Below are 14,542 nucleotides of genomic sequence, written 5' to 3' on the forward strand. Positions count from 1 at the left end.
CAAATCGTAAAAGCTGAATTTGATAGGAGAAATAAATTAAAATTTATTTACAAAAGTTAATAGAATACAACAAGTACATATTGGTAAAGTACAAATGAACACAATCAATGAATCGATCTATAGGTCTTTTGATGCATAAAGTACTATTAATTTTATATATTTAAGGTTGTAGAATAAGCAATATATTTATCTAGTAGCTATCATAATATCATCTAACAAACACTGAATTGCATCTGCTTTTGAAGTGAAAAATAATATATCAATATCATCATTTGTTACTTCTTCAATTAAAAGCTTTAAAAGCATTTGCTGGATAAAGTATTTATTTAAAATTATACATACAAAAGAGACTTTATATTTAATTTCCTCATTTAGTAATTTAATTGCCCATTTTTGTAGATCAAAATCTGTTACATAAAAGTATTGACTTTCGTCTATTAATAATTTATTGACCAAATTATTTTTTCTTATTTCTAAATAAGCCAGAAAGCATTCCTGATAATCTTTTTTTGTCATATGCTCAGTCAATGGTAACCAAGTGATTTCTAATAAGAGTTCAGAAGAATAATAATCAATTCTGACAAAAGAATTTTTAAAAACACAAATACTTAAATTTGACATGGCTAAATGGTATACGATATTGCCGTTTTAGTTATTAAACTTGGCAGTCTATTAAAAATAGGAATAAGAATGGAGTCAAAGCAGAACTCCGATTATTATGCAACAGTCCTTTTATAGATTTTCTATTTGAAAGTTTCCTTAACAAGATAGAGTGTCTTTCAAGTTATATTTGAATAATTAAAAAGAAAAACAAAAAACAGTTACTCAAAGAGACAACTGTTTTCCCTTTACAAATACAAATAATCAACAAACCTAATTTTTTACAACTTTAATAGTTGATGACTGATCGATTGTAGACACTTTCACAAAATAAATACCTGATTGAAGGCTCGCTACATCGATTGTATATTTTGTATTTAAAGCATCACTTGCATGCTGCTTTTTCATTGCTATCTTTCCTTCGGCATTAATAATGGATATATTTATTTTTGTACCTACAGCATTATTTACTGAAAGCTGTAATTGATCTTGAAGTGTATTAGGAAAGGCTATTACAGATAACTCATCTTGCCTTTCTATTCTAACCTTTACTACTCTTGAATAGAATATGGAGTTGTCTTTATCGATTTGCTTGAGTCTGTAATAGTATAATCCATTTAAGTTCTCATCTACAAATGAATAAGAAGTATTTGTTTGTGTATTTTGATTTCCTTTCACAAAACCAATTGATTCAAAGTTGTATCCATCCCCACTTCGTTGAATTTCAAAACCCTTATTGTTTGTCTCTGAGGCAGTTTGCCAAGAAAGAAGGGCATTTTTTTGGTTTTTAACGGTAGCATTAAAGCTGATTAGTTGTACAGGTAGTAATTCATTTTGCTCATGTAAATACATAGATGAAAAGCTTGGTACTGTGAATTCCACATAATGCCTTTCCGTTTTAAAACCATTCGATTGAGCTTGAGACGTTAAAAATGTCTCATTAGCTGTACCTGGGGCATCTCCATCATATTTGGCAATGGTATATTCCATGGTATTCTCCTGTGAAGTATTTGTAGAATTCGTTTCTGCTACTTGATAGCTAGTTTCATCATTAATTAATACATCATAATTACTACCACTTCTTTTTCTTTTTAAAGTAGTTCGTTCATTTTCGGTAAAATATAACCTCACCTTAGCTGCTTGTCCATTAAACTGAGGTGTAATTTTATAATTACGTTGCATATAATGTTCTCCATTATGACTTTTAACATCATCATCTATTCGTACTTCGGCAGTAATTACACCTAAGTTATTGCCTAAATCATTGATGCTGGCAATCATGTTTCCTTCTTCATCTAGAATATGATAAAAGGCATTAAACCCATTTAAAATGCATGTCCCCTGTTTACCCGCATTAGCTAATTCCTCAGGAGTAAAGGTTGGGGTAGTTACTATTATCGATTTACTGCATCCATATTGAGATATTACATCAATTTGAACTGTTGAGTTATTATCAATTAGAAATATAGAATCATTTGAGTAAGCATGTTCAGGCATATTTGAAAGCTTGTATTGGTAATTTCCACCACCACCAATAGCTTGTACATAAACCTGTGTTTTATTGGTGCCAATCGGCTGGCATTGTGCAGAGGCAGAAACCTGCATTTCTTCCAGTTGAACTATGGTAAACGGATCAGATACATCTGTACAACCTGATTCATTAGTTACAGATAATGAGTAAACACCCTCAGTGGCAGTTTGAAACACTCTTTCAGTAGAAAGTATATCACCTGCTTCATTTTTCCATTGATAAGCCACAAATGCTCCTGGGTCGAAACTAGCAGTTTCACCATAACAAAGATAATTCTCATCATTAGCAAAAACAGGTATGGGTTTGTAATGTACTTTTGTTGTAGTTAAAACATTTCCGGAACAACCAGTAAGATCAATTATTACACTATCTAAAGTATTAATGTTATATGAGTCTTTGGCTTGTAAAGTAATTTGAGTGCTGGCTGAACCAGCATCAAACTTTACTAATCCATTTTGTAAACCTATTACATCATATTCAATATTTTTTGTTATTGAGCCTGAAAAGCTAGGTGTAAAAGCAAGTTCATTAGAAGTATTGCCATCTCTAGTATAAGTGATGGTAACAGGATCTGTTGAACATGCATTATATATTTCAGAAGTAGAAACCACTGATGAAATATTCGTACTGAATAATCCTTCTATCAATACACCAGAATCAACAAATCGGTCACCTACATCGCCAATCATCCATTTGATATGGTAAGTTTGGCAGCTTTGTACTTGTTTCTCAGCGACCAAATTAACCGTAAAACCATCATATTCAATTGAACCAAAAGCATTACTGTCTTGAATGGTTCCTCCTCCATTGTTAGGATCGTCATAATAGGCATTGTTTACAAAATATTGACTATTTGAATTATGGTTCACATTATTAATTGAAACAGGAGTATTGGTATTAGGAATGACAGCAATATTCTCCTCTCCACTAATTCCTGGACCACTAATTAAAAAAGCAAAAACATCATTAAAACTACTTCCTACATAATCTACATACTCATCAGATGCAAATGTGTAATTAAAACTAAGTGTTTCTCCTGATGGTGTCACATCAAATTCTATATAACACACATCCATAGTAGAGGCAGTTGTATAATTATCTAGTGTTGCATTCCCTTGCGTATTCAATTGGGTGCTCCACCATTTACTGCGGTTCATTTGTTGAATATCTTCTGCTTTACCAGTTGACATAATTATACCGTGATCTGATCTTAATTGAGAACCTGAAGTAGTAGTATAGGTTCCATAAGCTTCGTTGGCACAAGAGGTAATAGATAGATTCTCAATAGTAACTCCTGTACCAGTAATATTTTGCTGAAATTCTTCTATGGTAGCATTCGCATCTACTGAGATGATTTGATTGGCAATTCCCAGGTGATCTATGGCCATATCACTTCTACTTCCTCCAGTAGCTACACTTTTAAATCTTAACCTGATACTAGCACCAGCATAAGCAGATAAGTCAACCTTTTGCAAATACCAAGCATTGTTTTTATTGCCACTTGCAGACCAAATCGATGTCCAATCATTACTACCTGGCATGGTTTGGACCTCTAAAGAAAGTGCTCCCATTTGATCTCCATACATGTGATAATTAAAATAAAAATATGGAGTAGAAAGGTCAGATAAATTAAAACAAGGGCTTTCTAAATAGGTAACATCATTATTAGAAGATTGCTCAGTATATAAATAATAATTTCCTTCACTAGCAGAACTAGGTCCAGTTTCATTAGTCATGGTACCTCCACTATTCAATGTCCAGTTAAAATCATCGTTTCTACTTTGTTGCCATCCTCCAGTTCCATCCTCGAAACCTTCTTGATAAGGGAAAGTGGTTACTTCTGAAGGACAAGCAGCTTGAAGCGTACCTGTCACTACAATATTATCAAAGTTGTAAGTTTCACTATCTGAATTATTGAGTGCTCTGATTATAATTTGTAAGGTACTGCCATTTAATCCTGCAATAGAGGCAGTTGTATAATTAAAATCATTGCGTATATTGCTTATAATTGTTTCATTTCCACCATCTAATATATAAGAAACTTGTATATAGTCTGAGTTTTCTAGGTTACCAGTCTCACTTAAACTCACTGAAAACGCAATGTCTGAATAAGATAAAATGTCAATTTCCTCTGAAGCCCATATGGCTTGCTGTCTAAGACCAATTCCATAAAAAGTGCTATTCCAAACTCCCCAAAAATAATCTTGTGGAGGATTTGAGGTATTCCATGCAGTATGACCATTATCAGAAGTAGTAGAATTAGCTAGGCCTGAAAAATTTTCACTCCATATCTCTGTCTGTGCGGACAGTGAGGTATTTGCAATGAAAAAGAGTGTAAATGTGATAAATACTTGAGATAGTAGCTTGTTAATGGTTTTCATAATCCATGTTGTTTGTCTGTTGATTATGAAAAAGCAAATAAACTGTAAACATGAAATTAATCTTTTTTTCAGAAATGAAAATAGTGAAAATATGTATTGAGATTAATGTATATCTTGTTTTTTTTGAATAAATGTCACTATTCTTACAAGTTAAAAATGGAAGTATTACATCTGAAAACTTTAAATTTAATATCAAAAATGGGATTGTGTATTCGATAATACTCATAAACAAAAGCAACATAACAATGTAATTTATTCTAACTTTATTAAAATAATTTAGCAGTGCTTCAAGTATTAATTATTCTCAATTTGGGATATATTCCCATATTGAATACATTTCCTAAATGAGGAATTGCTCATTTCTAACAAAGTATACTATTTGTTACTTTTACTAGTTCTAGAAAAGAATTTAAATACCTACAACTAGGAGTGTAGATAGATTGACTTTATCGCTAATACTTTTTTTTAAGAAGTAAATGTATAATCAATAAGATGACTAGCGATAACTTCAAGGAAAAACTTTCCGACATTAAAAGTCAATTAATTTCAGAAAAAGAAAACCTTCAAACAAGTCTAGAAAAAGTAGATAATTGTTTAAGGATTTTAACTGAAAATGATTTTTGGGATAAAAGAAAGGATTCATTATTTAAAGATTTTATTTTTTCAGTTAAAGATTTTTATAATGATATTTTTAGCTATATAGCTCATCTCCAAGAAGAAATACAATTTGACAAGCTAAACCAACATATAGAAATTATCAGGTTACTAACGTATTCTAGCCATAAGATTAATGCTTTGCTAGATGTAATTTGGAGATATGGTGGCTTAAAGTCAGCATATAAGCAATATCCAATATTAGAGAAATTATATTTAGATTTAAATGAGTTAAATATCAGTGTGCAATTTTTTAATAACATCTCCTATAGAATAGAATATGCTATAATTAAGGAATACAAATTCATCAAAGAAAACTCAAAAAAATACATACCTTCCACTAAGCGGAAATACTCTTTTCAATTTTTTTATCCTTTAATACAATCGTTCAAGCGGTTGGAAAATGTCTTATTACCTAAATAATCTCATCTTTTTAAACCTTTGTGTTTTATCCCAAAATGAACATTATTCATCTATTAATTATCTAATTGAATTGATAAAATATTTCATTTTAAAGAAATAAATATGACACATTATAGATGCATGAAAAATATTTATTCAAGTTTTGCATTATACTAATAAATCCTAGGACAATATCTAATAATCTTCATTCTTTCCCACCTTGGAGCAATTTCTATTTTTTAGAAAGCATTTTATTTAACATTTTAATACAAATACACAAGTGTAATAGAAGTGATTTTCTTTAATGAATTATTTAATATAAATGCCTTTGGATAGCTTAAAACGTGAAAAGCTAAATAGGGAAAGCTCGTATCAAGATACAAAGAATTCATAAATCGATCTAGTAATTGAAATTTTTAATGAAGAATCCTACATGGTTTTTCCCTACTAAAAAGTATTGGTAAATAGCTTGTTCAAATTTTTTTTAAACTAAACAAGCGCAATATGAACAAGCTATTACAAATTTTAACAACTCTATTATTCATTTTTGGTCTTCAACAAAATTTATTTGGACAAAATAAGCCAATACATATAAAAGAAAAACCAGTAAGATATGTGAGTATCAATACTTCTGCTTGCTGTAACCACTGTAAAGATCGCTTAGAATTTGAGTTGATTTATACAAAAGGGATTATGGATGCCAGTTTTAACAAGCAATCTGAAAGAATCGCAGTAAAGTTCAAAACAAAAAAAATAACTGAAGAAAAGATAAGAGAAATCATTAGTGAATTAGGCTATGACGCTGATGAAGTTAAAGCAGGTATATTATCATTAAATAAATTAGAGGCTTATTGTAAAAGTATTGGAACAGACTTAGCAAACAATAAATAATCTATAACAATATTTAAGTGTATTTATTTTGGATATTTTAGTGCGAACTTAAAATAAGCTGCATACAGATAAAGTAGACCAGAAAATTAACTGGTTATAAAAAGTCTTAATTATTAATTGAGATTTTTTTCAATTTTTAGTCATTTTCAGCATTTAATAAGAAGAGAAAAGATTTTTTTATGCTGATTGAGAAGGCTTTTTTAATCTTAAAAAAGTTCTGGAAGTTTAAGATTTGGTTGATGGGTATTCCACTACTTCTAGGCACTTTAGTTTTTTTTCTAACCCGAAATCAAGAAAGGAAATATATATCTTTTGCCAGATTACAAGTTAGTATCCCTACTTCTGGAGATGTATCACTGATAGGTAGAGAATTTAAACAATATGAAACCAGTTTGTTTTTCTTTGATCTGATCGAAATGATTAACTCCAGAAAAACTTCCGAAATGGTAAGAATGGAGATGCTCATAAAATACATGGAAGGAGATTACAAGCTTTTCACTTTTGACAAAAACCCAGATTTACGTAAAGATTCTATTGATATCTTCAAAAGAGCTCAACAGTTAAGAAAACAATATCAGTTATTAGATTTATCTGACTCCTTAGACCATCATATTTCTCTTCTACTAGAAAATAACAGACTCAGTATGAAAGAAATGCAAGCTCAATTAGCTGCATACAGAGTAAGTAAGAGTAATTATGTAGATATAAAATATGAATGTGAAAACCCTTATAAGGCAGCTATGATTACTGGAAGTTATTCAACTATTGTCACAGAACAATACAAAGTGCTCTCCCAAAAGAAAATTGAAAATAATAGAGAAAGACTGGAAAATTTAGTAAGTAATGCTAGAAAAGAACTTGATAGTAAAATCAAACAATTTGAAAACTTCAAAATTGAAAACAACGTCATCAACCTTCCTGAACATACGAAAGCCATTGTGAATCAGGTCGTAAATATGGAGGTAAAATTAGCAGAACTACAAGAGACTCATCAAGCACATACTAAAGCTGCAGAGATAGTTAAAAAAAACTTAACAAATGCTGGAAGCATCAATTTCAATGATACCTCAAACAAAACCATTGCCTCTTTAAAAGATTCTTTAAGAGCAATTAGCGAAGAACTCTTGCTCTTTGAAGGGAACCAAGAAGAAAAAAAAGCATTAGAAGCTCAGGTAGAATACTTAAAGAATGAAATAACTGCGCAAATTATTTCTATGCTTGATAAAATCCCTTATGATCCTTCTCAAGCAAGACAGGAGTTAATGAGCAGGCTCATTGCTTATGAGATTGAAATTGAAATGGAAGCTAGCGTGATGGAATCAGTAGAAAATGAAATGAAAAAATTGAATGCATATGCAGCACAGTTTGCACCTTTAGAATCTAACTTAAGTACTTTCATTTCTGAAATTCACATTGCTCAAGAAACGTATTTAATTCTTTTGAATAAATTGAATTTAGTCAAAACAATAGAACAAGGAGCTGGAGATGTAAATCTAACTATTTTTTCTCCAGCTGTTTTACCTCAAGAGCCTGAAAGTTCTAAAAGGGGCTTTGCTATTGTTGGTGCAGCTATTGCCTCTTTTATCTTAATTGCAGCTGGCATTGCAGCCTTTGCTTTACTTGATAAAAGAGTGTATTCGGCAGGTTATTTTACTGATTTGACAAATATACTTCCTTTTATTACTATCAATGACGATTTTGATAATATCCATGAAATAAGGAGGATTAGAAAAAAAATTGTTGATCTACCCAATGAATTGAGGACAATATTAATACTAGGACTTTCAAAGGCTGATATTGAAAGTAATTTTATTGAACATCTTATGCAGTCTTTAGCCGTTTTTCCTGGAGAGCAACTATTCCTGAATGCTACTGGTCAAGAAAAAAAAATTGAAGGTTATGAAGTTTTATCACTTCCAGAATCAGTAGAACAAATTTATGCCTACCAAGAAGAAAAGCATTATTTAGTAAACATAGATAATGACTCATCTCCTTTTGAAAAACAAGCACCTGAGTTTTGGCAAGCTTTTACCCAGAAAAGTTTACTTCATCGAAAAACTATTATTATTGCTGCTCCCCCTGCACTCATTCACTCTGATTGGGAAGAATGGCTGAGTACTGTACATGCTTTTATTTTACTGCGTATGGGTGGACAAAGCATGACTGAGAAGGATAAGGAAATGATCCGAGCTATTTATTCCCATAAAAAATCCTTTCAAGCAACTGTTTTTATTGAAAAAGAACAATAAGCTATATTTCTTCATTTCTTTTCATGTGATAGATGGTAGATTTACCTATCGCTAATTTACTTGAAACTATATCATAATCATTATTATACCTGTCTAAATAGTGTTTTACAATTCTTCGGGTATATCCTTTTAAAGTGTCTTCATGTTCTTGTAAAAGTCGCCCTACCATCACTCCCTCTTGAAATAGAATGTCACTTTCATTAATTATAGCATCCTCTGCCATCACAAAAGCTAACTCCATGATTGCCCTTAGTTCTCGAATATTTCCAGGAAAACTATAGTTTAATAATTTATTCTTGGCTGCTTTGGATAATTCAACTTGTCTACTTTTATTATTACTAGCAATTTGTTTTAAAAAAAACTCAGCTATCGGAATTACATCCTCTTTCCTGTCTTTTAATGTTGGTAAATTTATCTGTAAACCTAACAAACGATAAAATAGATCTTCCCTGAATTCTCCTTTTTCTACCTGACTAAAAAGTTTTCTGTGGGTGGCAATAATTAATCTGAAATCTACCTGGATTGTTTGATTACCTCCTATTCTTACTATTTCCCGCTCTTGTAATACTCTTAATAATTTACTTTGCATACTCAAATCCATCTCTGCGATTTCATCTAAGAATAAAGTGCCTTTATGAGCTAGTTCGAATTTACCAATCCTTCTATCAATAGCTCCCGTAAAGGCACCTTTTTCATGACCAAACAGCTCACTTTCTATTAGATCTGAAGGAATTGCTGCAACGTTTACGGCAACAAAATTCTTTTTTTTTCTGTTTGAATGACTATGTATTGATTTTGCCACCAATTCTTTACCTGTCCCTGTATCTCCCGTAATACTGACTGTAATTGGTGAATTGACTGCTTTTTCCATTTGTTTATATACTGCTTGCATCGATTTGCTTTTTCCAATTATGTTTGAAAAACTACAATTTTTCACCACTTCCACCTTCTGATTTTCTACATCGTCCTGAGGAGATCTTTTTTCATAAATATTTTTCAAATGCCTTCTCAACCGATGAATGGCCTCTTCATTTTTTATTATATAGTCTTCTGCTCCTGCCCTAAATAGTGCTAGAGCTGTTTCCATTTCTTGTTGAGCTGATAAAACAAACACAGGCATATGAGGATATTTATCTTTAATCTTTTTCAGGACTTCCATTCCTGTCATATCTGGTAAGATAAAATCTAGTGAAACTGCAGATGGTTGCTCATCTAAATGAGAAAGAAAATCTTTTCCTGTTGTAAATCTTTCAATCTTATAATCTGGGTTTAATGCTAATTGATAACTCAATGCTTCTCCAAAAAATGGATCATCTTCCACTATATATATTTTCATATTCACATAATTACAGATTATACCTGTTTTAAATGATTTATATTAAAAAGTATTGACTGTCTTTTTATTTTCTATTTATTGGAAAATTGCAATTCCTAGAATATCAACGCAATACTAAATAAGTTTAATGTGCTGACTATCAATCATATACCTTTAAATCCAGTAGTGGATTGGCATTTGATAAATGAATATTGTTAAAAAAAAATCAACCATTCTTAGCCCATCAAAATCAATAAACAACACAGATATGAATAAATATTTTTACTTTATAATTAGCTTATTTATACTGAGTGCTTGTGAGTTGCAGCAAGATATTAGCCAGCAATCAAGTAGTTCTGATAATATTGAAGAGTTACATATTCCTGAAGGCTTTCAATTTGCCACATCAAAAAATATTGAGCTAGAAATTGGTGTAGATGATCATATTGAAGAGTTGATCTTTGATATTTATGATCAGGAAGATCAATTATTATTAAGGGGTATTACTAGTCAGGATAATATTTTTTCCTCTAATATTAACCTGGCAGCTCATCATGATTCCATTTGGTTAAAGCCACAGAAAGTAGGCTTAATTGCAGAAGTAGGTATTCCTTTAAGTACTAATTATATCTCCTATTCATTTTCTAAAGTTAAAAGCAGCACTGAATTTAGTATTATTGATAATGCAAAGAAAAGAACACTAGCTACTAATTATTCTACGATAGGTAATTGGGATACGCAAGGCAGACCAACATATTTAGAGAGTCAAGGTGATGTAATCACACAGGACTTATTAGACGATATAAGTGCTTCTTTACCTGAAACCAGACCAGTACCTGAATACAATCCAGAATATTTGGTCGATCAAGATATGAACACAAAACTACAAGAAGAAGCCGATGTATGGATAACTTTTGTTCATGAAGGAGCTGGATGGAAAAATACACTTGGTTTTTATACCTACGATATTACTAATCCCCCTAATTCTGTTGAAGAAATCAATGAGCATTTTATCATTTTTCCAAATGTTTCATTTAATGGAAGTGGTGGTAATTTGCAAAGTGGTGATAAAGTGCATTTAGGTAGATTCCCAGCCAATACGGGTATCGGTTGGTTTTTAATCCCGAATGCCTGGGATGCCGGATCTGCCTCTGTTCAAGATCGTGATCAGGTAAAATACTCTGTTAAATCTTTCAATAATTTTACAGATGCTACCTATGCCCAACATGTCATACTCTTAAAAGATGATGTCAGAGAACTTTTACTGTTAGGATTTGAAGATACCTCTAGACCCGCTGGAGATAATGATTTCAATGATGCGGTATTTTATGTCTCTGCCAATCCTTACTCTGCTATTATCACCAACGACTTTAATGCCATTACTACCTCTGAAGATACAGATAATGATGGTGTTTTAGACCATATAGATGAATATCCCTCTCAATCCAATAAAGCCTTTAATGCCTATTTACCTGCTAAAAATCAACAAAGTAGCCTGGCTTTTGAAGATTTATGGCCTGAAAAAGGAGATTATGACTTTAATGATTTGGTTGTGGATTATCAGTACAAAAAAGTACTTAGTGCTAATATGAAGGTCCAAGAAATACAAGCTAACTTTACTGTAAAAGCTATAGGGGGATATTTTCACAATGGTTTTGGTATTGAACTTCCTTTGAATCATAACCTGGTAGAAGGTGTTACAGGGAATGTTTTAAATAGCAGATATGTAGTCAATAATGCAAATGGTACAGAAAGTGGCCATTCAAATGCGGTTGTAATCATTTTTGAAGATGCCTATGATATTATGAGTCCGCTATCAAGTGGCCAATTAGTAAATGTCAGGCAAAAAGAGGCTTATATCAATCCTGAAACTCTTTCTATTAATATTGATTTAAGTGATTCACAAATTGATAACTCACAAATTACTACAGAAAATATCAATCCTTTCCTGATTGTAGATCAAAACAGAGGACATGAAATTCATTTACCAGGTAGAGTACCTACAGCTTTGTTTGATGTTTCTCTATTGGGTTCAGGGGCCGATAACAGCATTCCTGCCAATAACAGATACTATGTAACTGATCAAGAATTACCTTGGGCTATAAATATTAATCAATCATTTGCTTACCCAATTGAAAATGCAGCTATCAATAGAGCACATAACAATTTCTCTGTTTGGGCTGAAAGTAATGGTGCCATGTATACAGATTGGTACTATAGTAAAATCAACTATAGAAACTCGAGATTTATTTATTAGCCTGAGAATTTATCTCTAATTACTAAAGGCTTCTTTTAAATTCAAAAGAAGCCTTTTTAATAACTAATAGCTTGTCACTTTAAATTCAGTACGTCTGTTTAACTGATGCGTGTTTTCATCGCAATCTCCTTGTGGACATTCTACTGCCAGCTTTGATTTACCATAGAAATGAAAAGAAAGGCGATAGGCTTCTACGCCTTTACTAGTAATATATTTAATTGCAGCATCTGACCTCTTTTTGGAGAGTTCGTAGTTGTAATCGTCACTACCACGTTGATCTGTGTGAGAGCTAAGCTCAATAAACACAGTCGGATTATCTTTCATAATAGTTGTAACTTTATCAAGCGTAACTCGTGCTTGGTCAGTTATTTCGTATTTATCGAACTCGTAATAAATATTCTCTATCTCGAGAATTTTGTTTACTTCCATCTTCTCAACTGCTACTTCCTGTTTTATCTCGAAATTGGAAGTATCTGTGTAAACCTGCATCTTTTGCACAAAGTGATCTTCCTTGTCTATTTTAATTTCGTAGTTTTTATCTTTTTCTGGATGGAATTGAAATTGACCACTGTCATTAGTATGTGTAATTTCTTTCTTGTTCTCCACCAAATCTACCATAGTTACCTTGGCATTTTTTAAAGGTTGATTCCCGTCTTTATCAAAAGCGATACCTTCTAGTTTGTGAGAAACACCTTTTGTCATTTCTATAAAAATGAGCGTATCGGTAGTCGGGTTGAGTGTTTGAGTTGAAAAATCTACTCTTTTACTCACGTAATCATCTTTAGAGAAAACAAAAATGAAGCGCTGCTTGGTTGGCAACTCTAACAATACTTCTCCATCTTCATCTGCGGTTAAATCTTCTGTCATGCCTTGGTTGCTCACAATTCGCATATTTACTAGCGGAATCTTCTTGTATTCAATAGAATCCATCACCACCGCCTTAATATTTATCTTAGATTCTTTAAAGAAATAAATATCATCTCCCCCTTTGCCACCCGGTCTGTTAGAAGAAAAATAACCACTTAGCTTTTTGAGATTTTTAAATACCAAACCGAAATCATCTCTTTCGCTATTAAAAGGAAATCCAAGATTCTCTACTTTACCGCCAATAGAACCACCCTTAATTTTTACTCTAAAAATATCTAAACCACCTAAACCGCTATGTAAATCTGATGAGAAATACAGGTAACCATCTTTGGAAACTGTAGGAAATAGCTCTTTCCCCAAAGTATTAATTTCTTTGCTTAGTAGTTTAGGAGCAGACCAACTATCATCCTCTTTTTTACAACAATAAATATCCGTTTTTCCCAAACCTCCCGGTCTATCTGAAATAAAATATAAATACTTTCCATCTGCACTTAAAGCCGGATGCCCTGTAGAATAACCCTTTATATTATGCTCAAAAGCTTTCAGGTTTTTCCATTCGCCATTTTTATATTGAAGTGAATAAATATTTAACAAAAACTCTTTATCGCTCCCTTTTACAATTGTATTGGTGTTTCTAGTAAAGTATAAAATCTGGTTAAGAGAATCGTAAGCCATCGGTCCTTCGTGCATTTTGGTATTTAGAATGCCGGGTACAACAAATGCACTACTCTTATTAGAATCTGATAGCTGATAGATATTTATAAAAGCCTCATTATCCCAGTAATATTTCTTCTTCTCGTCTGCAAATCTTGAGGAACAGAAAAATAGGGTATCATTCAAAAGCAAAGGGCTAAAATCATTTTCAGAAGAGTTGAAGGACTCATTCTTTACAAAAATCTTTAATTTATTTTGAAGCAAGTCTTCTGATGCATTACATGCACGAATATATTCTAATACCTCTTCTTGATCTGGATAAAATGTGAGATACTTTTTTAAAATGGTTTTTGCTTTTTGATACTCACCGAGTTGCAATAGCAATTTTCCATATTCATAATAAACTTTCTTATCGTTTAGAGATGACCTATTTATCAGCTCTTGGTAAATATTACCAGCCAATTCAGGCTGATTGGTAAACTTATAGCAATTCGCTAATTTGATGTTATCTGGCTCAGATAATGTGACTTTCTCCGTCAATGATTTTGTGAAATACTCTATCGCCAATGCATACTCATAATAGTTATAATGATTGTATGCTTTTCTTAAAGTTACATCTTGGGCATACACATCTACCTTTGTAAATAATGTTATTAGCAAAATTACAAGAGCATATATTTTACCTAGAAATTTAAATGTTGCAAGTGCTTTTTTAAACACGCTGGCAAACCAATATATCAT

Annotated in this window: 8 protein-coding genes; 4 read left to right on the forward strand and 4 right to left on the reverse strand. The window is 31.8% G+C overall.

The window, feature by feature from the left end; genetic code table 11:
• Positions 1-186: 186 nt before the first annotated feature.
• Positions 187-621 carry an immunoglobulin domain-containing protein gene (locus OQ292_RS37535; RefSeq protein WP_284689284.1) on the reverse strand — a complete coding sequence of 145 codons (435 nt, stop codon included), beginning with the start codon at positions 619-621 and terminating at the stop codon, positions 187-189.
• 252 nt (positions 622-873) lie between these two features.
• The gene (locus tag OQ292_RS37540; protein ID WP_284689285.1) at positions 874-4,512 is read right to left on the reverse strand and encodes a choice-of-anchor L domain-containing protein; all 3,639 of its coding nucleotides are present in this window, start codon (positions 4,510-4,512) and stop codon (positions 874-876) included.
• Between the two features lie 492 nt (positions 4,513-5,004).
• On the opposite strand from OQ292_RS37540, the gene OQ292_RS37545 reads away from it, so the two are divergent.
• The 3 genes from OQ292_RS37545 (at position 5,005) to OQ292_RS37555 (ending at position 8,708) form a co-directional block, all read left to right on the forward strand.
• Complete coding sequence (locus OQ292_RS37545; protein ID WP_284689286.1) at positions 5,005-5,589, forward strand: hypothetical protein; 585 nt, start codon at positions 5,005-5,007, stop codon at positions 5,587-5,589.
• 483 nt (positions 5,590-6,072) lie between these two features.
• Positions 6,073-6,459, forward strand: coding sequence for a heavy-metal-associated domain-containing protein (locus OQ292_RS37550; protein ID WP_284689287.1), 387 nt, complete (start codon positions 6,073-6,075; stop codon positions 6,457-6,459).
• A 239-nt stretch (positions 6,460-6,698) separates the two neighbouring features.
• A complete protein-coding gene (locus OQ292_RS37555) occupies positions 6,699-8,708 on the forward strand; it encodes a GumC family protein (protein ID WP_284689288.1) in 2,010 nt (669 codons plus the stop codon).
• 1 nt (position 8,709) lies between these two features.
• Here the strand turns inward: OQ292_RS37555 and OQ292_RS37560 are convergent, their stop codons facing one another.
• The gene (locus OQ292_RS37560) at positions 8,710-10,044 is read right to left on the reverse strand and encodes a sigma-54-dependent transcriptional regulator (protein ID WP_284689289.1); all 1,335 of its coding nucleotides are present in this window, start codon (positions 10,042-10,044) and stop codon (positions 8,710-8,712) included.
• Positions 10,045-10,291: 247 nt separating this feature from the next.
• On the opposite strand from OQ292_RS37560, the gene OQ292_RS37565 reads away from it, so the two are divergent.
• Positions 10,292-12,280: an LruC domain-containing protein gene (locus OQ292_RS37565; protein WP_284689290.1), complete on the forward strand. Its 1,989-nt coding sequence runs from the start codon at positions 10,292-10,294 to the stop codon at positions 12,278-12,280.
• A 63-nt stretch (positions 12,281-12,343) separates the two neighbouring features.
• Here the strand turns inward: OQ292_RS37565 and OQ292_RS37570 are convergent, their stop codons facing one another.
• Positions 12,344-14,542, reverse strand: coding sequence for an OmpA family protein (locus tag OQ292_RS37570; RefSeq protein ID WP_284689291.1), 2,199 nt, complete (start codon positions 14,540-14,542; stop codon positions 12,344-12,346).

Source organism: Chondrinema litorale (genome assembly GCF_026250525.1).
Lineage (GTDB): Bacteria > Bacteroidota > Bacteroidia > Cytophagales > Flammeovirgaceae > Chondrinema > Chondrinema litorale.